At 64.7% G+C, this 21,399-nt stretch carries 22 protein-coding genes; 19 read left to right on the top strand and 3 right to left on the bottom strand.

Features of this window, described 5'->3' with window-relative positions; genetic code table 11:
• The first annotated feature begins 2 nt into the window (after nucleotides 1-2).
• The 16 genes from prmC (at nucleotide 3) to ACTU6V_RS09300 (ending at nucleotide 15,690) form a co-directional block, all read left to right on the top strand.
• Nucleotides 3-863, top strand: coding sequence for a peptide chain release factor N(5)-glutamine methyltransferase (prmC, locus tag ACTU6V_RS09375; protein WP_443475474.1), 861 nt, complete (start codon nucleotides 3-5; stop codon nucleotides 861-863).
• 48 nt (nucleotides 864-911) lie between these two features.
• Nucleotides 912-1,625: an L-threonylcarbamoyladenylate synthase gene (locus ACTU6V_RS09370; protein WP_443475473.1), complete on the top strand. Its 714-nt coding sequence runs from the start codon at nucleotides 912-914 to the stop codon at nucleotides 1,623-1,625.
• Complete coding sequence (locus ACTU6V_RS09365; RefSeq protein ID WP_443468026.1) at nucleotides 1,622-2,797, top strand: MraY family glycosyltransferase; 1,176 nt, start codon at nucleotides 1,622-1,624, stop codon at nucleotides 2,795-2,797. The genes ACTU6V_RS09370 and ACTU6V_RS09365 overlap by 4 nt, the downstream gene beginning before the upstream one ends.
• The gene (locus ACTU6V_RS09360; protein ID WP_443468027.1) at nucleotides 2,794-3,279 is read left to right on the top strand and encodes a Cg1360 family ATP-synthase-associated protein; all 486 of its coding nucleotides are present in this window, start codon (nucleotides 2,794-2,796) and stop codon (nucleotides 3,277-3,279) included. Before ACTU6V_RS09365 ends, ACTU6V_RS09360 begins: the two co-directional genes overlap by 4 nt.
• Nucleotides 3,280-3,417: 138 nt before the next feature.
• A complete protein-coding gene (atpB, locus tag ACTU6V_RS09355; protein ID WP_443468028.1) occupies nucleotides 3,418-4,218 on the top strand; it encodes a F0F1 ATP synthase subunit A in 801 nt (266 codons plus the stop codon).
• Between the two features lie 49 nt (nucleotides 4,219-4,267).
• Nucleotides 4,268-4,516, top strand: coding sequence for a F0F1 ATP synthase subunit C (gene atpE / locus ACTU6V_RS09350; RefSeq protein ID WP_443468029.1), 249 nt, complete (start codon nucleotides 4,268-4,270; stop codon nucleotides 4,514-4,516).
• A gap of 28 nt (nucleotides 4,517-4,544) precedes the next feature.
• On the top strand, nucleotides 4,545-5,096 hold the full coding sequence (locus tag ACTU6V_RS09345) for a F0F1 ATP synthase subunit B (RefSeq protein WP_443468030.1): 552 nt from the start codon (nucleotides 4,545-4,547) through the stop codon (nucleotides 5,094-5,096).
• Nucleotides 5,096-5,884 (top strand): F0F1 ATP synthase subunit delta, encoded by a 789-nt coding sequence (locus ACTU6V_RS09340; protein WP_443475472.1) that lies wholly within the window; start codon nucleotides 5,096-5,098, stop codon nucleotides 5,882-5,884. The genes ACTU6V_RS09345 and ACTU6V_RS09340 overlap by 1 nt, the downstream gene beginning before the upstream one ends.
• Nucleotides 5,885-5,931: 47 nt before the next feature.
• A complete protein-coding gene (atpA, locus tag ACTU6V_RS09335; protein WP_417508415.1) occupies nucleotides 5,932-7,572 on the top strand; it encodes a F0F1 ATP synthase subunit alpha in 1,641 nt (546 codons plus the stop codon).
• 17 nt (nucleotides 7,573-7,589) lie between these two features.
• Nucleotides 7,590-8,492 (top strand): F0F1 ATP synthase subunit gamma, encoded by a 903-nt coding sequence (locus ACTU6V_RS09330; protein WP_443468032.1) that lies wholly within the window; start codon nucleotides 7,590-7,592, stop codon nucleotides 8,490-8,492.
• Nucleotides 8,493-8,515: 23 nt separating this feature from the next.
• Entirely contained in the window at nucleotides 8,516-9,967 is a 1,452-nt protein-coding gene (gene atpD / locus ACTU6V_RS09325; RefSeq protein ID WP_443468033.1) for a F0F1 ATP synthase subunit beta, read from the top strand.
• A 2-nt stretch (nucleotides 9,968-9,969) separates the two neighbouring features.
• Nucleotides 9,970-10,230 carry a F0F1 ATP synthase subunit epsilon gene (locus ACTU6V_RS09320; RefSeq protein WP_417508418.1) on the top strand — a complete coding sequence of 87 codons (261 nt, stop codon included), beginning with the start codon at nucleotides 9,970-9,972 and terminating at the stop codon, nucleotides 10,228-10,230.
• A 76-nt stretch (nucleotides 10,231-10,306) separates the two neighbouring features.
• Entirely contained in the window at nucleotides 10,307-11,053 is a 747-nt protein-coding gene (locus tag ACTU6V_RS09315) for a YaaA family protein (RefSeq protein ID WP_443468034.1), read from the top strand.
• A gap of 93 nt (nucleotides 11,054-11,146) precedes the next feature.
• Nucleotides 11,147-11,929 (top strand): large exoprotein, encoded by a 783-nt coding sequence (locus ACTU6V_RS09310; RefSeq protein ID WP_443475471.1) that lies wholly within the window; start codon nucleotides 11,147-11,149, stop codon nucleotides 11,927-11,929.
• A gap of 80 nt (nucleotides 11,930-12,009) precedes the next feature.
• Nucleotides 12,010-12,858: a PP2C family protein-serine/threonine phosphatase gene (locus tag ACTU6V_RS09305; protein ID WP_443468427.1), complete on the top strand. Its 849-nt coding sequence runs from the start codon at nucleotides 12,010-12,012 to the stop codon at nucleotides 12,856-12,858.
• 63 nt (nucleotides 12,859-12,921) lie between these two features.
• On the top strand, nucleotides 12,922-15,690 hold the full coding sequence (locus tag ACTU6V_RS09300; protein ID WP_443475470.1) for an FtsK/SpoIIIE domain-containing protein: 2,769 nt from the start codon (nucleotides 12,922-12,924) through the stop codon (nucleotides 15,688-15,690).
• Nucleotides 15,691-15,701: 11 nt separating this feature from the next.
• On the opposite strand, the gene ald is transcribed toward ACTU6V_RS09300, so the two are convergent.
• Complete coding sequence (gene ald, locus ACTU6V_RS09295; RefSeq protein ID WP_443468037.1) at nucleotides 15,702-16,814, bottom strand: alanine dehydrogenase; 1,113 nt, start codon at nucleotides 16,812-16,814, stop codon at nucleotides 15,702-15,704.
• A gap of 57 nt (nucleotides 16,815-16,871) precedes the next feature.
• Entirely contained in the window at nucleotides 16,872-17,867 is a 996-nt protein-coding gene (locus ACTU6V_RS09290; RefSeq protein ID WP_443468038.1) for an asparaginase, read from the bottom strand.
• A 31-nt stretch (nucleotides 17,868-17,898) separates the two neighbouring features.
• Between ACTU6V_RS09290 and ACTU6V_RS09285 the strand changes: the two genes are divergently transcribed.
• A complete protein-coding gene (locus ACTU6V_RS09285) occupies nucleotides 17,899-18,372 on the top strand; it encodes an OsmC family protein (protein WP_443475469.1) in 474 nt (157 codons plus the stop codon).
• Between the two features lie 3 nt (nucleotides 18,373-18,375).
• Here ACTU6V_RS09285 and ACTU6V_RS09280 read toward each other — a convergent pair whose 3' ends face one another.
• Nucleotides 18,376-19,188 (bottom strand): lysophospholipid acyltransferase family protein, encoded by an 813-nt coding sequence (locus ACTU6V_RS09280; protein ID WP_443475468.1) that lies wholly within the window; start codon nucleotides 19,186-19,188, stop codon nucleotides 18,376-18,378.
• A 140-nt stretch (nucleotides 19,189-19,328) separates the two neighbouring features.
• On the opposite strand from ACTU6V_RS09280, the gene ACTU6V_RS09275 reads away from it, so the two are divergent.
• Nucleotides 19,329-20,282, top strand: coding sequence for an FKBP-type peptidyl-prolyl cis-trans isomerase (locus tag ACTU6V_RS09275; RefSeq protein ID WP_443468041.1), 954 nt, complete (start codon nucleotides 19,329-19,331; stop codon nucleotides 20,280-20,282).
• Between the two features lie 28 nt (nucleotides 20,283-20,310).
• The gene (gene dxr / locus ACTU6V_RS09270) at nucleotides 20,311-21,393 is read left to right on the top strand and encodes a 1-deoxy-D-xylulose-5-phosphate reductoisomerase (RefSeq protein ID WP_443468042.1); all 1,083 of its coding nucleotides are present in this window, start codon (nucleotides 20,311-20,313) and stop codon (nucleotides 21,391-21,393) included.
• Nucleotides 21,394-21,399: the final 6 nt, after the last annotated feature.

The raw sequence follows: 21,399 nt of genomic DNA, 5'->3' as shown, positions 1-21,399 counted from the left end.
GGATGTCTGAAACAACCCTCGCGGCCTCTGTTCGAGCCGCCGCCCAGCGGCTCGCCGCCGCGGGCATCTTCGATCCGCTCGTGGATGCTGAACTGCTCGCAGGACACGTGCAGGGCCGCGGGCGCGGCGAAGTGCAGGCCGCGATCGTGCGAGGCGATGCCATCAGCGAGGGGGACGCAGCGGCCTTCGATGCTCTGATCACGCGACGGGCGGCTCGTGAGCCGCTGCAGCATCTCACGGGAACAGCGCCGTTTCGCCACCTCGAACTGGCGGTCGGACCTGGAGTCTTCGTGCCGCGGCCCGAGACCGAGACAGTGGTGCAGTTCGCGATCGACGCGCTTCTCATGGATGCGGACCCCGCGCCGATCGGCGTCGATCTGTGCACGGGCAGCGGTGCGATCGCGCTAGCGATGGCCACCGAAGTGCCCCACGCGCGAATTCACGCGGTAGAGCTGTCTCCGCAGGCGCATGCCTGGGCCGCGCGGAATACTGCGGATGCTGAGAACCTCTCACTCGTTCTCGGCGACCTCGCCGATACCCTCGAGGAGCTCGACGGCACAGCATCCGTCGTGATCTCGAATCCGCCATATGTACCGGACGATGCGATTCCCAGGGACCCGGAGGTGCGTCTGCACGATCCGGCGATGGCGCTATACGGCGGATCAGACGGGCTCGACATCGTTCGCGTTCTCAGCACGCGGGCTCTGCGGCTTCTGCGTCCAGGCGGACTGCTGATCATCGAGCATGGTGAACTGCAGGGCGCGGAGATCCGTGCCCTGCTCGAAGCGGATGGCTGGCGTGCGCCGACGACCCACCCCGACCTCACGCACCGCGACCGTGCGACCACGGCGCTCAAGCCCTGAGGGTGCTCTCGCTTCTCTCGGATGCCGTGCACGTAGAATGTCAAGGTCATGACCTCTCTCTTCGACTGCCGCGATGAGGCCCAACTGCTCGCCGGAATGCGGCATGCCCGCCAGGCGATCGCCCGCGGTGAACTCATCGTGCTGCCCACCGATACCGTCTACGGCGTCGCCGCAGACGCATTCACGCCCTCGGCGGTGCAGCGGCTGCTTGACGCGAAAGGACGCGGCCGCAATCAGCCGCCACCCGTGCTCGTTGCGAGCCAGGCGGCACTGACCGCGCTCGTAGAAGAGGTTCCCGAACCCGTTCAACGCCTGGTGGACAAATTCTGGCCTGGAGGACTGACGATCATCCTCCCCGCTCAGCCCTCGCTGTCATGGGACCTCGGCGACACCCTCGGCACGGTCGCAGTGCGGATGCCGGACCAGCGCGTGGCGCGCGAGCTGCTCGAAGAGACCGGCCCTCTTGCCGTCTCCAGTGCGAACCTCACCGGCAAGGCAGCGGCGACCTCAGCACAGATCGCCCAGGAGATGCTGGGCGACAGCGTTTCGGTGTATCTCGATGGTGGGTTCAGCGAAACCGGCATTGCCTCGACCATCATCGATGCCACTTCGCTCGTGCGCCGCGGTGCTGACGACGCTTCTGAAAAGTGCGTCCGGGTGCTCCGAGAGGGGGCCGTGACCCGCAAGCAGCTGCAGAGCGTTCTGGGCGATCTGCTGGAGCCAGAGGAATCGCCGGAGGGCGCGGCGGACGGCCCGGCGTGAAGCAGTACCTCTTCACAATCATCTTCACGGCGACGATCACGTACGTCTGTTCGTGGGCGGTCTGGCGGCTCAGTCTGCGGTTCAAGCTCTATCCCGGCATCCGGGAGCGGGACGTCCACACCACTCCGACACCGCGTCTCGGGGGAGTGGCGATGTTCCTCGGCATCGCCGCCGCCATCGGCGTTTCCGCGGCGAACCCGTTCTTCAGCATCATGTGGATTCCCCCGCAGACGATGTGGGCGGTACTCGGCGCCGCCCTGCTGATTGCGGTCATCGGCGTCATCGACGACCTTCTCGACCTCGACTGGATGATCAAGCTCGGTGCGCAGTTCCTCGCAGCCGGAATCATCACCGTCGTCGGTGGACTGCAGATCCTCGCCCTTCCGCTCGGCGACATGATCATCTTCTCGAGCTGGCTGAGCATCGCCGTCACGATGTTCGCGATCGTCGTCGTCATGAACGCGGTGAACTTCATCGACGGTCTGGACGGGCTGGTCGCCGGCGTCTGTCTGATCGCCAACGGAGTCTTCTTCGCGTACTCGTACATCCTCACGCGCGACACCGGTGCGAGCAGCTACTTCAACCTCGCCTCCTTCCTCGCCGCTGTCGCGATCGGCGCCTGCCTGGGCTTCCTCCCGCTGAACTGGAGCCCAGCCAAGCTGTTCATGGGGGACTCCGGTGCGCTGGTGATGGGGCTGCTGATGGCGACCTCGGCGATCGCGCTGACCGGGCAGATGTCCTCTGCTGCGATGGACCCGGAAGAGTTCGGGCGCTCTCAGCTGCTCGGGGCATTCATCCCGATCCTGCTGCCTCTCGTCGTGGTGATGCTGCCTCTGCTCGATTTCGGGCTCGCGGTCTTCCGCCGCATGAGAGCCGGTCGTTCTCCCTTCGCGCCTGACCGCAAGCATTTGCATCACCGCATGCTGGATCTCGGTCATCGCGACCGCGACGCAGTGCTGATCTTCTACGCCTGGACGGCGATCATCTCTCTCGCAGTGCTGCTGATGTACGTCGGCTCGCGCGAGGACTGGCCAGGGCAGTATCTGCCCGGTGTGGCCTTCGGCGTCGTCGGCGCCGCCGCCTGTCTTGTCGTGACACTTCTGCCCACCAGACGCGCCCCGAGCGCGCCCGCCCAGCCCACCGAACCGGCCCCACCCTTGGAGACCCGATGAGCGACACCCCCGAACCTGTAGCCGCACCGTCCATCAACCCCGTGCTGCGGACCGTACTCGTCTGGACGGGGATCGCCGCGGTCGTCCTGATCATCCTCGGAGGGGGGATCGGGTACCTCGTAGCCGGTGCGAACGGACTGTGGAGCGGTCTGGCAGGCGTCGGTCTTGCCGTGATCTTCCTGGCACTCACGCCGATCAGTGTGCTGATCGCGAACCGCTGGTACGGGCGCGAGATGTTCGCGACGGTCTTCTTCGGGATCGTGATGGGCGGCTGGCTGCTCAAACTCGTGATCTTCATCGTCGCGATCGTGATCCTGCGCGGCCAGGACTGGGTCGTGCCTGCCGTGATCTTCCTGTCACTCGTTGCCGGCATCGTCGTGAGCCTGGTGATCGATGCGGTGGCCTTCAGCAAGCTGCGTGTGCCGCATGTCTCGGACGTCGTGCTGCCCACGAGAAACCCCGAGGACGACAACGATTCGTGAGCCTGAAAAAATCTTGATAGTCTAAATCCGGATTCGCTGAACGGTCTCTTGCGTCGTGCGAAAAGATCTGATTCAGCTTGAAATCCGTCACCCAATCTTCGCGTCGATTCTGATCGATGCCCAGAAGCTGGAGCAACGTTGACTCACGCCGCGAGCCTCCTCGTCCGTTTCGCATCGGATGAATTCCACCCACCGTCGATTGGCGAGTTCTTCCCGGAGATCCTCTTCAGTATCGGCCCGCTCTCGGTGCACCGCATCCACCTGGTGCAGTTCCTCGCGACGATCGTCGTGGTTCTGATCCTCTGGCTCGGTACCCGCAAGCTGAAGCTCGTCCCTGGCCGTGGCCAGGGTGTCATCGAGATGCTCTTTGACATCGTGCGCGTCAACGTCGCGCACGACATGATGGGCAAGAAGGACGGCAACCGGTTCCTGCCGTTGTTGACCGCCATCTTCTTCATGGTGCTGGTCTTCAACCTCACGGGAATCATCCCGTTCCTGAACATCGCCGGAACATCGATCATCGCGGTCCCTCTGATGCTCGCCGTGATCTCCTACGTCACGTTCATCTACGCAGGGCTCCGCAAGAGCCCGTGGGGTTTCATCCGCAACTCGCTGTTCCCCCCTGGGGTTCCGCCGGCGCTGTACATCATCGTCGCGCCGCTCGAGTTCATCTCGACGTTCATCGTCCGTCCCATCACGCTGACGCTGCGACTCCTGATGAACATGATGGTCGGTCACCTCATGCTGGTGCTGTTCTTCGCAGCGACCCAGTTCTTCATCTTCTCGATGGGCGGGTTCTGGACGGTGCTCGGTGCGGGAACGCTCGCATTCGGCTTCGCCTTCACGGCCTTCGAGATCCTGGTGGCTTTCCTCCAGGCGTACGTCTTCACCATCCTCACCGCGGTCTACATCCAGCTCGCAGTCGCGGACGAACACTAAGCAAAGCTAACGGGGTGCTCCGGCGCCCCAACAATGAAAGGAAGATCCAGTGGATCCCATCTCTGTTCTCGCTTCGATCAACATCGACATCACCGGCTCGATCGCGAACGTCGGCTACGGTCTCGCCGCTATCGGTCCGGCCATCGGTGTGGGCATCGTCGTCGGAAAGACGATCGAGGGCGTTGCTCGCCAGCCTGAGCTGTCCGGCAAGCTCCAGGGCACCATGTGGATCGGTATCGCCTTCACCGAGGCACTCGCGTTCGTCGGCATCGGCGTGGCGTTCCTCTTCGGCTACTGATCCGACCGACCACACGTAAGGAGACAGGATGCTGAACGCTCTTGTCACGCTCGCAGCCGAGGAGGCGGAGCACAACCCGCTTCTCCCGGCGATGTACGACATTGTCTGGTCCGCGGTCTGCTTCGTTCTCATCCTGATCGTGGCGTGGAAGGTTGCTCTCCCGAAGGTGGCGAAGATGCTCGATGAGCGTTCCGCCGCGATCGAGGGAAACATCGCCAAGGCCGATGAGGCACAGAAGCAGGCTGAGGCTGCGCTCGAGGAGTACACCCGACAGCTGGCTGAAGCACGCACCGAGGCCGGTGAGATCCGCGACGCCGCCCGTGAGGACGGCAAGAAGATCGTCGCCGAGGCCAAGGAGACTGCAACCGTTGAGGCTGCACGCGTCACCACCGCAGCGCAGGCACAGATCGAGGCAGAGCGTCAGTCGACGCTCGTCGCACTCCGCTCTGAGGTCGGCACTCTCGCGATCGACCTCGCCGGTGGCGTCGTCGGAGAGACGCTGTCGGATGATGCTCGTGCCAACGCCGTCGTCGATCGCTTCCTCGCAGACCTCGAAGCCTCAGAGAAGGCGGCGAAGTAATGGGCAGCGCGACCACTCAGGCACTCGTGGCTTCGACGGCGGCTCTCGCTCAGGCGAAGGGCGTCACCCTCGGTACGGCCGGTGAGCTGTTCACCGTCGCACGACTGGTGGGAGAGTCCGGGCAGCTGAGCGGCGCGCTTGCCGATCCTGCCGCTCCGGTCGAGCTTCGCCAGAAGGTCGTCACGACGGTGTTCGCCACGATGTCTGAGGCTGCGCAAGAGGTTGTTTCTGTCGCAGTGGCTGAGCGCTGGTCGGATGCTTCGGGGCTCGTCGCTGGGATCGAGGAGCTGGCCATTCGTGCGGCAGCGATCGCCGAGCCCGCAGCAGACATCGAGGGCGAGCTGTTCTCGTTCCTGCGCGTGATCGCGGGGAACGCGGAGCTCGAGCTCGCGCTCGGCGGCCGACTCGGCGACAACAGTGCGAAGGGCACGCTCGTTGAGACGCTGATCGGCGACAAGGCAAGCGCCCCCACCGTGCTCATCGTCTCGTCCCTCGTGCGCCAGCCGCGCGGGCGTCGTGTGCGTCAGCTGCTGAACCGGGCGATGAAGATCGTCTCGGCACAGCGCGGCCGCATCGTCGCCACAGTTCACACGGCGGCTCCGCTGTCGGATGCCCAGCGCAACCGACTCAGCGCCGCACTGACCGAGCGCTATGCCGGTCAGGTCTCGGTGAATGAAGTGATCGACCCCCTCGTTGTAGGCGGACTGCGTGTGCAGATCGCCGACGACGTCATCGACGGCAGCATCTCCGCGCGGCTCGCCGACCTTCGACAGAAGCTCGCGGGCTAATACGACTTCGCGCGGGCAACCGCGCACCCAGATACAAAGGGAAGACAATGGCAGAACTTTCGATCAGCCCCGACGTCATCCGTGACGCGCTGAAGGACTTCGCCGCTGCGTACGAGCCCACCGGCGCGGCAGCGACCGAGGTCGGCACCGTCGTAGACGCTGCGGACGGCATCGCCCACATCGAGGGGCTCCCTGGTGTGATGGCGAACGAGCTCCTTACGTTCGCAAACGGCACGCAGGGCCTCGCGCTGAACCTTGACGAGCACGAGATCGGAACGGTCGTCATGGGCGACTTCTCCGGTATCGACGCCGGACAGGAAGTTCGCCGCACAGGCGAGGTTCTGTCGGTCGCCGTCGGCGACGGCTACCTCGGACGAGTCGTGGACCCGCTCGGCAACCCGATCGACGGCCTTGGCGAGATCGCCTCTGAGGGTCGTCGCGAGCTCGAGCTGCAGGCCCCCGGCGTCATGCAGCGTAAGAGCGTGCACGAGCCGATGCAGACCGGCATCAAGGCCATTGACGCCATGATCCCCGTCGGCCGTGGTCAGCGTCAGCTGATCATCGGTGACCGCCAGACCGGTAAGACCGCGATTGCGATCGACACGATCATCAATCAGAAGGACAACTGGGATTCGGGCGACGTCAACAAGCAGGTTCGCTGCATCTACGTCGCTATCGGTCAGAAGGGTTCGACGATCGCATCCGTGAAGGGTGCTCTCGAGGATGCTGGCGCGATGGAGTACACGACGATCGTCGCGGCTCCCGCCTCTGACCCGGCCGGCTTCAAGTACATCGCTCCCTACACGGGGTCGGCGATCGGTCAGCACTGGATGTACGGCGGCAAGCACGTCCTGATCATCTTCGATGACCTCTCCAAGCAGGCCGAGGCATACCGCGCGGTTTCGCTTCTCCTGCGTCGTCCGCCGGGCCGCGAGGCTTACCCGGGCGATGTCTTCTACCTGCACTCCCGCCTGCTGGAACGTTGCGCGAAGCTGTCCGACGAGCTCGGTGCGGGTTCCATGACGGGTCTTCCCATCATCGAGACCAAGGCGAACGATGTCTCGGCGTACATCCCGACCAACGTGATCTCGATCACCGACGGCCAGATCTTCCTGCAGTCCGACCTGTTCAACGCCAACCAGCGTCCCGCTGTCGACGTGGGCATCTCGGTCTCGCGAGTCGGTGGTGACGCTCAGGTCAAGTCCATCAAGAAGGTCTCTGGAACGTTGAAGCTCGAGCTGGCGCAGTACCGCTCGCTCGAGGCCTTCGCGATGTTCGCGAGCGACCTCGATGCAGCATCGCGTCGTCAGCTCGACCGTGGTGCGCGTCTGACCGAGCTGCTCAAGCAGCCGCAGTACTCGCCGTACCCGGTTGAGGACCAGGTCGTCTCGATCTGGGCTGGTACCAACGGCAAGCTCGACACGGTGGCTGTTTCTGACGTCCTGCGTTTCGAGCGCGAGCTGCTGGACCACCTGCGTCGCAATACCAAGATCCTCGACAACCTTCGTGAGACGAACGTCCTCTCCGACGAGATCGTCGCCGAGCTTGAGAAGCAGGTCGACGCTTTCGTGCTGGAGTTCCAGGGTGGCAAGGGCCAGTCCATCGGAGCTGTGGGCAACGAAGAGCACGCGGCTCAGGATCTGGACGACGTCAACCAGGAGAAGATCGTCAAGGGTCGTCGCGCCTAACGCGCGGGTACTGAAATATGGGCGCTCAACTCAGGGTCTACAAGCAGAAGATTTCTTCTGCTCAGACGACCAAGAAGATCACGAAGGCGATGGAGCTCATCGCGGCTTCGCGCATTCAGAAGGCGATGGCGCGCGTGCGCGCGTCGTCGCCCTTCGCGCGAGCTGTGACGCAGGCCGTGTCGGCTGTTGCGACGCACTCCAACGTCGACCACCCGCTCACGCGTGAGCCAGAGACGATCCGTCGGTCAGCCGTCGTGGTCTTCTCCTCCGACCGCGGTCTCGCCGGTGCCTTCAACTCGCAGATTCTTCGCGAGGCGATGGAACTCGGTGAGCTCATCCGCTCGCAGGGCAGTGAACCGGTCTACTACCTCGTCGGCCGCAAGGCTGTCGGGTATTTCCAGTTCCGAGGCATCGCGTCGGCTGCGGAATGGATCGGAGACACCGATACGCCGCACTTCAAGACCGCAGAGGAGATCTCGGCAACACTGCTCGAGGCCTTCAACCGCGATTCTGAAGACGGCGGAGTGGACGAGCTTCACCTCGTCTACAACCGGTTCGTCAGCATGATGACGCAGGAGCCCGAAACAGTGCGACTGCTGCCGCTCGAGATCGTCGAGAGCGATGCAACGGCCGAGAACTCCGGCGCGGTTTACCCGCTCTACGAGTTCGAGCCTGACGCTGAGACCGTGCTTGACGCGATTCTGCCGGTGTACCTGCAGAGCCGCATCTTCAACGCACTGCTGCAGTCGTCCGCCGCGAAGCAGGCCGCGACGCAGAAGGCTATGAAGTCGGCGAGCGACAACGCTGACAAGCTCATCACCGATTACACCCGCCTTCGCAACAACGCGCGTCAGGCGGAGATCACGCAGCAGATCGCTGAGATCGTCGGCGGCGCCGACGCCCTCTCGTCGAGCAAATAGACCATCAAGAAAGAGACGAAGATATGACCCCCACCGCCACAGCTGAGGCTGGGACCGCGGTCGTCGGGCGCGTCGCACGCGTCACGGGCCCGGTCGTCGACATCGAGTTCCCGCACGACTCGCTTCCAGACATCTACAACGCCCTGAAGACGACGATCACGATCGGCGAAGAGAAGACCGAGATCACCCTCGAGGTTGCTCAGCACCTCGGCGATGACCTCGTTCGCGCGATCTCCCTGAAGCCGACGGACGGCATGGTCCGCGGCCAGGAAGTGCGCGATACCGGTGAAGCCATCTCGGTTCCCGTCGGAAACGTCACCAAGGGCCGAGTTTTCAACGTCATCGGCGAGGTTCTCAACGCAGAGCCCGGCGAGCAGATCGAGATCACCGAGCGTTGGCCGATTCACCGCCAGGCTCCTAACTTCGACCAGCTCGAGTCGAAGACCCAGATGTTCGAGACCGGCATCAAGTCGATCGACCTTCTGACCCCCTACGTGCTGGGTGGAAAGATCGGTCTGTTCGGTGGTGCAGGTGTCGGTAAGACGGTCCTCATCCAGGAAATGATCCAGCGTGTTGCCCAGGACCACGGTGGTGTGTCCGTGTTCGCCGGTGTCGGTGAGCGTACGCGTGAGGGCAACGACCTGATCGCTGAGATGGAAGAGGCGGGCGTCTTCGACAAGACCGCCCTCGTTTTCGGCCAGATGGATGAGCCGCCGGGAACGCGTCTGCGCGTCGCGCTGTCTGCTCTGACGATGGCGGAGTACTTCCGTGACGTGCAGAAGCAGGATGTGCTGCTGTTCATCGACAACATCTTCCGCTTCACGCAGGCAGGTTCCGAGGTTTCCACGCTTCTGGGCCGTATGCCTTCTGCCGTGGGTTACCAGCCGAACCTCGCCGACGAGATGGGTGTGCTCCAGGAGCGCATCACCTCGACGCGTGGACACTCGATCACCTCGCTGCAGGCGATCTACGTGCCTGCCGATGACTACACCGACCCGGCGCCGGCAACGACCTTCGCGCACCTTGACGCGACGACCGAGCTCAGCCGTGAGATCGCGTCGAAGGGTCTGTATCCCGCTATCGACCCGCTGACCTCGACGTCGCGCATCATGGATCCCCGTTACTTGGGCGAGGACCACTACCGCGTGGCGACCACGGTCAAGCAGATCCTTCAGAAGAACAAGGAACTGCAGGAGATCATTGCGATCCTCGGTGTCGACGAGCTCTCCGAAGAGGACAAGATCGTCGTGTCACGTGCGCGTCGCATCCAGCAGTTCCTCTCGCAGAACACCTATATGGCGAAGAAGTTCACCGGTGTTGAGGGTTCGACGGTTCCGCTCAAGGAGACCATCGAGTCGTTCGACGCGATCGCCAAGGGCGAGTTTGACCACGTGGCCGAGCAGGCCTTCTTCAACGTCGGTGGCATCGGCGACGTCGAAGAGAAGTGGGCGCAGATCCAGAAGGAGAACGGCTGATCATGGCATTGCAGGTCAGCCTTGTCTCCGCGGACGCGGAGGTCTGGACGGGAGAGGCGTCGCTCGTTGTCGCCAAGACCGTCGAGGGCGAGATCGGCATCATGAGCGGTCACGAACCGATCCTGGCGATCCTCGCCGAGGGAGAGGTCCGCATCACGAAGCTCGATGGCACGAAAGTGCTCGCGAACGCTCAGGACGGCTTCCTCTCGATGGAGGGCAGTACGCTGACGATCGTCGCGGGTAACGCGGCGCTCATCGCCTGAGTCAACTCTCGAAGACGCGCTCGTCAACCATCGATTGCGATGGTGGGCGGGCGCGTTCTCGCGCGACGAGGTATGAATGAAGATCCTCCTCCCTCCATCTGAGACCAAAAACCCCGGTGGCTCCGGCACCGTGCTGGATCTCGACTCGCTCAGCCTTCCGGCGCTCGCCCCGGAGCGGGAGCAGGTTGTCAGCGCACTTGTGGCGATGGCTGGTGACGCCGCTCTTTCGCAGCGTGTGCTCAAGCTCAGCGACCGGCAGCTCGGCGAGATCGAGCACAACAGGACACTGCGTGTGGCCCCGACGATGCCCGCTGTCGACCGTTATACCGGAGTACTGTACGACGCGTTGGATGCCGTGTCTCTGGACGCGGCATCCAGACGTTGGCTGGGGCATCACGTGTGGGTGCATTCAGCGCCGTTCGGACCGGTGGGTGCGCTGGACGAGATTCCGTCGTACCGCCTTGCGGCCGCGGCTGCGCTTCCCGGTGTCGCGCCGCTGCGACGTCACTGGGCGCAGAGCGTCACAGCTGCGATAGCACGGGAACAGCCGCGATTCATCGTCGACCTTAGGAGTGAGGCCTATGTCGCACTTGGACCGATTCCGGCATCCGTTTCCTCGGTCTACGTACGCGTTGTGACGGAGCAGGGGCGTGCTCTCAACCACTTCAACAAGAAGGCAAAGGGCGAGCTGGTTCGGGCTTTGGCGGAGGAGAGGCCGCGAGTGAGCACCCTTGAGTCATTGACGAAGTGGGCTTCCGTGCGCGGGATCGAGCTCCGTGCGGACGTGCAGCCAGGAATCGTCAACCTTGTTGTCGCGTCCTGACGCCAACCGCGTGTAGTAGTTGCGGTGGTTCTCTGGCACGCTAGTGTTTGTCACGCGATGCGAGAATGCGTCGTTCATTCCATGGAGGGGTAAATGGATAACTACTATTACGACACAGGTGCTGCGGTCGCGGCGCTCTTCGCGTTCATCGCGGTGGGGTTCATCTTCGGGATCGCCGCCTATGTCGTGTCATCTGTGTTCATGATGAAGGTCTTCGAAAAGGCTGGAGTCCAGGGCAAGTGGCGCGCGTGGATCCCCATCTACAACAGCATGATCTTCACCAAGCTCGGCGACTTGTCGCCCTGGTTGATCCTCTACTCGTTCGGTGGAGCGATCGTGCTGTCGTGGATCCCGATCCTCAACATCTTCGCTGGCCTGCTGAGCCTTGCCGGTAGTGTCGTCCTGGTCATGGCTGCATACCGTGTGGGCCAGAAGCTGCAGAAGGAAGGCGCATGGGTCGTCCTTTACATCTTCCTGTCGATCGTGTGGCTCGGCATCATGGCTTTCAACAAGTCGCGCTGGAACTCGCAGGTTGCGCCCGCCCCGTGGGCCGGTAACAGCTTCTTCGCGGATCGCACCGTCTGGGATGGCATTCCCGCGCAGTCGTCTGCTGCGGCCGCACCCGGTTACGGCGCACCGCAGGGTTACGCGGCACCGCAGCAGCCTGGCTACCCGCAGCAGGCCGGTCAGCCCGGCTACCCGCAGCAGCCTGCCCCTGGCTACCAGCCTCCGGCAGCTCCGGCGACGCCTCCGGCTGCACCGTCTGTGCCTCCGGCTGCTCCGGCTGCACCGGTGACCCCGCCGACTACGCCGCCTCCGGCTGCACCCCCGGCTCCGCCTGCACGTCCGGCGGATCCGAACCAGCCTCCCGCGTGAATCATGACGAAGGACCCTCGAGAAATCGAGGGTCCTTCGTCGTTCATGTGCCGTGGCTCCGCTAGCGTAGAGGGATGGACATGTCCCGCGCCGCCGCGCAGACCCACAGCGTCGCCGTCACCGATCAGGATGAGATCATTCTGACGTGGGCCGGTGCAACCGACACCGGGCGTCGGCGCGACAACAATCAGGATGCTCTCCTTGCGGAGTTCCCCTTGTTCGTCGTCGCAGACGGGATGGGTGGGCACGCCGGCGGAGAGATCGCGAGCCAGAGCACCATCGAACGGCTGAAGGAAGTCGTCGATTCGGGCGAGGTGACCACTGGCGCGATCGAAGACGCACTTGAGCGCGCGGTCGCGGACATCGCATCTCACCCCGAGACCACCGATGAGGGTACGGGCACCACGCTCACAGGCGTACTCTTCGAGATCGTCGATGGGGAACCGCGTTGGGTCTCGCTCAACATCGGCGACTCACGCGTGTACCTGTTGCGTCAACAGCGCCTCGTCCAGGTGACCACCGATCACTCCGTCGTGCAGGAGCTGATCAGCTCTGGTCGGTTGAGCCCAGAAGAAGCAGAGAGCCACCCGTACAGCAACGTGATCACTCGCGCCGTGGGTGCGAGCGAGCTCACGCCCCCTGACTATCTCGGCATCGAGGTCTTCGACGGGGACAAGTTCGTGATCTGTTCGGACGGCCTCACCAAAGAGCTCACCGACTACGGTATTCAGCATTTTCTTCGTGAGAAGAGCGACCCCGCAGAGGCAGTCGACGCGATGCTCGCTGCGGCACTCGAGAACGGTGGCCGCGACAACGTCACGCTCATCGTCGTCACGGTCGCGCGCACCGGCGGTTTCGATGAGGCAGTGGCCGATACGGTGTCGATCCCCACGATCACCGACTCTTCCTCCACATCAGACGAGTCCTGACAGTTCGCGCGATCCGCTGGGGATAGTCGCTCCCGCTGAGTGTTTGTACCATCCAATAGGGGGATGGATCTCGAACCACTGACGCTGCCCGTCGCACCCGAAGAGCCTAGGCGCCAACCCATCCCTGTCCTTGCTGCGGTCGTGCCGATCGCTGCAGGCGTCGTGCTGTGGTTGATCACCGGTTCGATCTTCTCGCTGTGCTTCGCCGCTCTCGGTCCGCTGATGATCGGGGCGTCGCTGCTCGACGGCATCCGAAGCAGACGCCGCGCGCGTCGCGCGGCGTCTGAAGAGCAGGCGCAAGGCTGGCGCCGCGTTGAACAAGAACTCAGCCGGCGACATCGTCGTGAGCGACGCGAGTTGCGGTCCGCGCATCCGGATGCCGCGTCATGCGTGCAGGATCCACCGCTGCGGGATCTGCGAGCGATTGATGAGACCACCCAGATCGTGATCGGTTCCGGTGCTCGCCGCAGCAGTCTGCGCGTGACTGGGGATGACAGCGATGGAGCCAGGGGATTTCGAGAGAAGGCATCGCAAGTGACGGATGCTCCTGTGCTCGCGCCTCTCGGGCGGGGCGTGTGCTTTCGCGGCCCACTGCCGGTCATTGCAGCTGCGGCGCGCGCGTTGATCGTGCAGCTGTGTCTGCGCCACTCGCCTTCGCAGTTGGCGTTGTGCGGAGGAGGCCTCGAGGCGCTGGGCCTGAACGGCTTTCCGCACGCGGGACGGCACAGACGCGGGGCGCTGCGAGTGGCAGTCGTCATCGGTGATGGTGACGCTGACGATGGCATCGCGCAGATTCGCCTGCGCTCGTCAGACGGCGAAGTCCCGGAAGGGATCACCACCGTGATCGATTGCGCCGACCCCATGCGCGCGCGTCTGCGCACGACGGCGGAATCGGCGGATATCGAGGTCGAGTGTCTGTCCAGGTCTCAAGCAGTGGCGATCGCCGCGTCAGCTGCCGAGCGGGAGGGCGAGATCGCGCAGCTGCCGGACGTCGTCGCACTGGGGGAGCTTGCCGGACAAGACGAGAAGCGTCATGGGCTCGAAGCTGTCATCGGCCGGACGGAGAGCAAGGATGTCATCCTCGATCTCGTCGAGGACGGGCCGCACGCGATCGTCACCGGAATGACCGGGTCTGGCAAGAGCGAGCTCCTGGTGACCTGGATCACTGCCATGGCGCTCGCGCACAGCCCGGTGCACGTGGCGTTCGTGCTCGCCGATTTCAAGGGCGGCACGGCTTTCGATCCGCTGCGCGATCTGCCGCACGTGTCGGCAGTCATGACTGATCTCGACGAGGAGGGCGCCAGGCGCGGGGTGGAGAGTCTGACGGCAGAGCTGAGGCGGCGCGAAGCCGTGCTGGCGGAGCTTGGCGCCCGGAACATCGCCGAGGCGAGCGGCGAGCTCGGTCGCCTGGTCATCGTCGTCGACGAATTCGCAGCCCTTCTGCAGGAGCATCCGGATCTTGGCGTCGTGTTCACTGACATCGCCGCCCGCGGCAGAGCGCTCGGCATGCATCTGATCCTCGGCACCCAGCGCGCGGCGGGGGTGATCCGCGACGCCCTCGCGGCGAACTGCCCGCTGAGGGTGAGTCTTCGCGTCACAGATGCCGCTGACAGCCGACTGGTCATCGGCTCCGATGATGCCGCTGAGCTCCCCGGAGGGGCGGGTTCGCGCGGGATGGCTTTCGTGCGACGGCCGCAGGACTCTGAGCCCGCCGCCGTGCGCATCGCACTGACCGGTGCAGGTGATCTCCGCACAGCCGGCTCCCGGTGGAGGGATGCTGAGCGGCCGACGAGTCCGTGGCTGCCGCCGCTTCCGCGACAGCTTCCCCTTGAGCTCCTCGCGGCGCATGCTGGTTCCGGTGGCGAAAGCACTCTGCTGGTGGGACTGTCAGACGAGCCAGAGCGGCAGACCCAGACACCGTTCGTCCTGCATCCGGGCGTCGATCGCGGGATCGCCGTCGTCGGGGGGAGCGGCTCTGGTCGCTCGAGCATGCTGCGGGTTCTTGCAGCACAGCGTCCCGATGCGGTGCTGATTCCTGCTGACCCCGAACAGGCCTGGGACGTGATCGCTGCTCTCGACGGCGCAGATGCTGCCGGAGCGGAACTCGTGCTCTGCGACGATCTCGACCAGCTGGTCGGCTCGTTCCCCGTGGAACACGGTCAGCTTCTTCTGGAACGGTTGGATAAGCTGGTCCGCTCTGCTGCGGCACGACGCCGAACCGTCGTGATCACGACTGGACGCGTGTCAGGGCAGATCGCGAGAGTGCTCGAAGCCCTTCCGGTGCGTATGCTGCTGCGCACTGGAACCAAGCTCGAACATCTGGCCGCCGGCGGAGACAACGACGGATACCATCGTGACCGCCCTGCGGGCCGTGCGCGCGTCGACGGGACGGAGATCCAGATCGCATGGACGGAGTCATCGCTTCGCGCAGCCACGGTGGCTGGGGCACCCATGTGGGAACCACGCTCGGATCTCGTGGGAGTCGTGGCCCCTGGGGTGCGCCGCATCGCGGAGGAACTGTCCGCAGCGCACCCCGGGCACGAGGTGATCGCGCTGGGCGACAGGCTTCCTGAGAACTCAGCTCTGACGCGAAGCATCCTTGTCGGAGACGCAGAGAGCTGGCAGCGCCAGTGGACGCTGTGGCAGCGCATCAGAAGCAACGGCGAGATGCTGGTGCTCGCTGAGTGCGCGGCTGAGCTGCGTTCGCTCGCTGGATGCCGGGAGATCCCGCCCTATTCGGAGACGCACAGGGGGAGGGCTTGGAGCATCCATGACGGCAGCGCGCCGCGTCGCGTCGTCATCGCCTCCCTGGACCCGATCGCGGTGCGGTGATGGCGCTGGCGTCAGAGGACGGACTCGAGCGTCGCCCTGCTCATTCCGTGGGCCACCGCGACGCCCTCGTTGATCACGGCTCCGGCAGCGACGTTCAGGCCGCCGGAGAACGCCGTGTCAGTGCTGAGGGCCGTGCGCCATCCCTGAGCTGCGATCCTCCGCACATACGGCAGCGTGGCATTGGTGAGCGCTGAGGTCGAGGTATTCGGCACTGCGCCGGGCATGTTGGCCACGCAGTAGAACACCGTGTCGTGCACGGCGAACGTGGGGTCGGCGTGGGTGGTGGGATGCGTGTCCTCGAAGCATCCGCCCTGGTCGACGGCGATATCGACCAGAACGCTGCCAGGGCGCATCTGCGCGACCATCTCGTTCGTGACGAGTTTGGGTGCGCGCGCACCGGGAATGAGCACCGAGCCGATGACGAGATCCGAGCCCAGCACGGCTCGGCGCAGGTCCAGAGGGTTGGATGCTGCGGTCTTCACTCGCCCGGCGAAGTGATCATCAAGCATCCGCAGACGGGGGATGTTCGTATCGAAGACAGTGACGTCCGCGCCCATGCCGCTGGCGACGACTGCGGCGTTCGCTCCCGCCACACCGCCACCGATCACGGTGACGGTCGCGGGTCGGGTTCCCGGCACCCCCGACATCAGCAGTCCGAGACCACCGTTCGATCGCATCAGCGTATTCGCGCCGACGAGCGGTGCGAGTCGGCCTGCGACCTCGCTCATCGGGGCCAGCAGTGGAAGGCTGCCGTTCTCGAGCTGAACGGTCTCGTATGCGATCGCGGTGATTCCACTGGCGATGAGGCTCTCCGTCAGCGGCCGATCCGCCGCGAGATGCAGATAAGTGAAGAGCACGAGGTCATCACGGAAGTACGCGTACTCGCTCGCGACGGGTTCCTTGACCTTGAGGAGCAGCTCGGCACGTGCCCAGACCTCCACGGCATCGCTGAGCAGCGTAGCGCCAGCGTCGGCGTACTCGGCATCCGGCATAGAGGAGGCGATACCCGCGCCTTCTTGCACGAACACCTCATGGCCTGCAGTAACCAGATCGTGCACACCAGCCGGTGTCAGCGCGACGCGGTATTCGTTGTTCTTGATCTCGCTGGGGACACTGATCCTCATCGTGATCTCCTCTCTGCCCTCATCATCGAGGGAGCATGCGGCCCCGGGGTCAGGGCATCAGATTCCGGCGCCGGGACGGATCATCCCGACGTCGTTCCCCCCGCCGAGGACGGCGAGAGGAAGCGTTTGAGTCAGCGCCGCGACATCCGCTTCGCTGAGTGCGCCTGCGCGTGCGAGCAAGGTCGCAGCGACGATCGTCGAGGCACGGGCTGCGCCGTCGAGCATCTTGAGAGCAACGGTGACTCCGTTGGGTGCGACCATGACCATGATGCCCTCGGCTCCGCCCTTCGCGAAGACGCCGAGCGTCTCAATGGCGAGAGTGTCTGGCTTGCCAGGGCCCTCGATCGTCCACGGATTCTCCTTGACCGCACGCACCAGAGTGCCCGCCACGCGATGCAGAGCGAAGGGCGACCGCTCGGAGGCAGTGCCGATGCGATGAATGCTCCGTGCGAGCCCTGCGAGCGTGAGGGCATGCACTGGGGCGCCGCAACCGTCGATCGACGTGTGTGCGATCTTCTCTCCGGTCAGCCGCTCGACGACCTCGCGGATGTGCAGCTGTAGCGGATGCGACGGTTCGAGATAGCCGTCGGTCGGCCAGCCGGACGCGATGCAGGCGCGCAGCATGGCTGCGTGCTTTCCGGAGCAGTTCATCCGAATCCGCGTGGGCTGCCCGTGCTCGCGCACCAGTTCATCGCGGGTCGAGGTGTCGACGGGCCAGGCCGGGGGACAGGCGAGGGCATCTTCTGTCAACCCACCGGCCGTCAGCACATCACGCACGACATCGGCATGCCGGTCCGTACCCGAATGGCTCGCGGTGGCCATGGCAAGCTGCTCGCCTGCGAGTTCAGCGCCTGCGGTGATGCACGCGATCGCCTGCAGCGGCTTCAAGCTGGAGCGGGGGAGGAAGAGCGCGTCGGGGTTACCGAGTCTGCGGACGACTTCGCCCTCGGAGGAGAGGACGATCGCGGCTCCTGAGTGTCGGGATTCGACGAAGCCGCTCCGTTCGACAACAGCGAGTTCTACAGCATCCGCGACAGTGAGAGTCTCCAGCACCAGACAAGCCTATCTCTGTCAGACTTGCCCTATGGGTCTCGGCGAACACGAATACGCGCTCACAGCAACCTGGACTGGTGACCTGGGAACCGGCACGAGCGGGTACCGGGAGTACGCCAGGGACGTCACTCTCGCCGTTGACGGAAAGCCGGATCTGCCGGCCTCCGCCGACAAGCCGTTCCGTGGGGATCCGTCGCGGTGGAACCCGGAGGACATGCTGCTCGGAGCGCTGGCCGAGTGCCACCTGCTGTCCTATCTGCATGCGTGCGTGACGGCGGGCGTCGTCGTGGTGTCCTACCGGGATCACGCGACTGGTGTGATGACCGAGGATGGCAGAAGCGGTGGGGCGTTCACCGACGTGCTGCTGCGGCCAGAGGTCGTTGTCGCCGATGCATCCATGATCGAGGCGGCCAAGAGCGCACATGAAGATGCGCATCGGATGTGCTTCATCGCGAACTCGGTGAACTTCCCGGTACGCCATGAAGCGACCGTCACCGCGAGATGAGGACTAGCGGCGCTCGTGCGGAAGTGCCTGTTTGATCTTCTCGATGGCGCCGTGTGCGGGTGGCTCGTTGTAGACGCCTGCCAGCTCCTGACCGCTGAGCGCGTGAATGCCGGCCATGATCTCGTCCGTTGCCAGACGCCGTGCCTTACCGCTCGTGGCAGGACCGTGCACGGAGACATCGATCGGTTTCCCGAAGCGCACGGTGGCCCGCTCTTTCATCGAGGGGATCTTGGCGCCCTTGGGCATGACCTTGTCTGTGCCGATGAGACCGACAGGAACAACGCGTGCTCCGGTCTGCAGCGCGAGGAACGCCACCCCGGTGCGGCCCTTGTAGAGCCGCCCGTCGGTCGATCGCGTGCCCTCGGGGTACAGCGCCACGGTGAGACCCTCGTCGAGGAGCTGCCGCTGCTGGTCCAGCGCATCCAACGCCGCCTGACCTGCTCCTCGGCGCACGGGAATCGCGCCGATCGAGGTGAAGAAGGTGCGCTTGAGCGCTCCGGCGAATCCCGTCCCTTCGAAGTACGACGACTTCGCGAGGAAATGTACAGGGCGCGGGGCCGCGACGGGGATGGCGATCGAGTCGATGAATGACAGGTGATTGCTGGCGAAGATCACGGGTCCGTCGGTGGGGACGTTCTCGCGCCCCTCGACCTTCGGCCGGTAGATGAGCCGGGCCAGCGGAGCGATGATCGCGCGGCCGAGTGCGTATGCCGCACCGGCATGGCGAGGGGATGCGCCTGAGGATGCGGCCTCGCTGGAGTCTTCCGAACGTGCCTCAGGAGTCGACTCAGGGGTGTCGGACAGCGCAGAGGTCATCCGATCAGGCTACCCCTGGTTCTATTCCTCTCCGGGAATGGGGCGAGACTCCGGGACGCGCGCCGACCGCCTCATTCAGCCGGAGCAAAGGCGCGTACGGCAGAATCGAGAGGTTCCCGCTTCCGATCAGAGGTATCACTGTGCGCACACGCTCGCTCCTGGCCCTGTCCACACTCACCGCTGCCACCCTGCTGTTGGCCGGGTGCTCGGGGACGGCCGGTGAGACCGGCGACAGCACCGATGGCGCAGCCACTGACCTCTGCTCGGCGACAGTCGCATCAGGTGCGGCTTCCGACGGCGTCACCGTCGACGGCGATTTCGGGACGGCATCCACAGCGGAATTCGAACTCGGCCAGAAGGTCGAAGAGGCGCAGCGCACCGTGCTCGACGAGGGCGACGGCAAGGCCATCGGCGATGGGGATTACGTCAGCTACGCCCTGAGCGCATTCGATGGCGACTCCGGTGAACGTCTGGGAGACGCCGGTTACGCCGCGGGTGAGCTGCTTCCTGCGCAGTTGACGGCAGACGTGCCGATGGGGCAGCTGATCGGTTGCGCCACGGTGGGCTCGCGCCTGTCGGTCGTGTTCCCCACGACGGATGCTGCCGCCGCTCAGTACTACGTTCTCGACGTCCTCGATGTCGTTCCTTCTGCCGCATGGGGCAAGGACCAGGCACCGACCGAGGGGATGCCGAAGGTCACACTGGCTGACGACGGTGAACCGAGCCTCGAGATCCCGGACGGCGATGCGCCGACCGAGCTGCAGATCACGGTTCTCAAAGAGGGCGACGGAATCCCCGTCGAAGACGGAGACACGACGTTGCTGCAGTACTACGGCGTCGACTGGGCGACCGGAGAGAGCTTCGACTCCTCATGGGCGAACGGCGAACCGATCTCGATCCAGGGCAACACCTACGTCCCCGGGTTCGTTCAGGCACTCGCAGGACAGAAGGCCGGCTCGCAGGTGCTCGTCGTCATTCCTCCGGCCCTCGGCTACGGCGAAGAGGGCTCCAGCGATCACGAGCTCGCCGGCAAGACACTGGTCTTCGTGATCGACATCCTCGCCACGATGCATCCGGCTGTCGCCGCCGGCTAGCACTTCACGCTGGGCTTAGGCTGGCGGTATGCGTCGCATCATCGTCCTCGGCTCCACAGGTTCCATCGGCACGCAGGCGCTGGATGTGATCCGTGCTAATCCACGGCGGTTCGAACTCGTCGGAGTCGCCGCGGGCAGCAACTCGGAGCTCCTGGCCGATCAGGCCCAGCAGTTCCAGGTCGAGCACACGGCGCTGGGCGCTGAGCAGGCCGAGCAACTCGTCCGCGATGTCGAGGCCGACGTCGTGCTCAATGCGATCACCGGATCGATCGGGCTCGGGTCGACGCTTGCCGCGCTGAAGGCCGGACGCACGCTTGCGCTCGCGAACAAGGAATCACTCATCGTCGGTGGCGAGCTGGTGACTTCGGCAGCATCCGAAGGTCAGATCGTCCCTGTCGACTCCGAGCACTCCGCGCTCGCTCAGGCGCTGCGCTCAGGGACTCCTGACGAGATCCGACGACTCGTCGTGACGGCATCCGGAGGGCCCTTCCGAGGCCGCAGGCGCGATCAGATGCAGAACGTCACACCTGCGGAGGCGCTCGCGCATCCGACGTGGGACATGGGGCGTGTGGTCACGACGAACTCGGCCACTCTGGTGAACAAAGGCCTCGAGGTGATCGAGGCCCACCTGCTCTTCGATGTCGACTACGACGACATCCAGGTCGTGGTCCACCCGCAGTCGATCGTGCACTCCATGGTCGAGTTCATCGACGGGTCAACGATCGCCCAGGCATCACCGCCCGACATGCGACTGCCGATCTCGCTCGCGCTGGACTGGCCGCACCGCATCGGAGGCGTCGGACGCCCCCTGGACTGGACCCAGGCCTCGAGCTGGGACTTCGAGCCGCTCGACGACGAAGCCTTTCCCGCGGTCGCCCTCGCCAAGAGCGTCGGCCGGGCGGGTGGCACTTTCCCCGCAGTCTTCAACGCAGCCAACGAGCAGGCTGTCGAAGCGTTCCACGAGGGCCGGCTGCCGTTCCTCGGAATCGTTGACACGATCGCCCGCGTCGTCGACGCGCACGATGCGCCCGGCACGTTGACGATCGAGTCATTGACGGATGCTGAGGACTGGGCGCGTCGTACCGCTGACGGCCTGATCGCGCCGGTGTGATTCAGC

It is taken from the genome of Microbacterium zouquanmingi (assembly GCF_052266675.1).
Taxonomy (GTDB): domain Bacteria; phylum Actinomycetota; class Actinomycetes; order Actinomycetales; family Microbacteriaceae; genus Microbacterium.
The sequence above is the reverse complement of the archived record's forward strand: the minus strand, read 5'-3'. Positions and strand labels throughout refer to the sequence as shown.

Bases quoted from the DNA above. Each gene is read 5' to 3' on its own strand.
- prmC (WP_443475474.1), top strand. From the start codon at position 3: ATGTCTGAAACAACCCTCGCGGCCTCTGTTCGAGCCGCCGCCCAGCGG.
- ACTU6V_RS09370 (WP_443475473.1), top strand. From the start codon at position 912: ATGACCTCTCTCTTCGACTGCCGCGATGAGGCCCAACTGCTCGCCGGA.
- ACTU6V_RS09360 (WP_443468027.1), top strand. From the start codon at position 2,794: ATGAGCGACACCCCCGAACCTGTAGCCGCACCGTCCATCAACCCCGTG.
- ACTU6V_RS09345 (WP_443468030.1), top strand. From the start codon at position 4,545: ATGCTGAACGCTCTTGTCACGCTCGCAGCCGAGGAGGCGGAGCACAAC.
- ACTU6V_RS09340 (WP_443475472.1), top strand. From the start codon at position 5,096: ATGGGCAGCGCGACCACTCAGGCACTCGTGGCTTCGACGGCGGCTCTC.
- atpA (WP_417508415.1), top strand. From the start codon at position 5,932: ATGGCAGAACTTTCGATCAGCCCCGACGTCATCCGTGACGCGCTGAAG.
- ACTU6V_RS09330 (WP_443468032.1), top strand. From the start codon at position 7,590: ATGGGCGCTCAACTCAGGGTCTACAAGCAGAAGATTTCTTCTGCTCAG.
- atpD (WP_443468033.1), top strand. From the start codon at position 8,516: ATGACCCCCACCGCCACAGCTGAGGCTGGGACCGCGGTCGTCGGGCGC.
- ACTU6V_RS09320 (WP_417508418.1), top strand. From the start codon at position 9,970: ATGGCATTGCAGGTCAGCCTTGTCTCCGCGGACGCGGAGGTCTGGACG.
- ACTU6V_RS09315 (WP_443468034.1), top strand. From the start codon at position 10,307: ATGAAGATCCTCCTCCCTCCATCTGAGACCAAAAACCCCGGTGGCTCC.
- ACTU6V_RS09310 (WP_443475471.1), top strand. From the start codon at position 11,147: ATGGATAACTACTATTACGACACAGGTGCTGCGGTCGCGGCGCTCTTC.
- ACTU6V_RS09305 (WP_443468427.1), top strand. From the start codon at position 12,010: ATGTCCCGCGCCGCCGCGCAGACCCACAGCGTCGCCGTCACCGATCAG.
- ACTU6V_RS09300 (WP_443475470.1), top strand. From the start codon at position 12,922: ATGGATCTCGAACCACTGACGCTGCCCGTCGCACCCGAAGAGCCTAGG.
- ald (WP_443468037.1), bottom strand. From the start codon at position 16,814: ATGAGGATCAGTGTCCCCAGCGAGATCAAGAACAACGAATACCGCGTC.
- ACTU6V_RS09285 (WP_443475469.1), top strand. From the start codon at position 17,899: ATGGGTCTCGGCGAACACGAATACGCGCTCACAGCAACCTGGACTGGT.
- ACTU6V_RS09280 (WP_443475468.1), bottom strand. From the start codon at position 19,188: ATGACCTCTGCGCTGTCCGACACCCCTGAGTCGACTCCTGAGGCACGT.
- dxr (WP_443468042.1), top strand. From the start codon at position 20,311: ATGCGTCGCATCATCGTCCTCGGCTCCACAGGTTCCATCGGCACGCAG.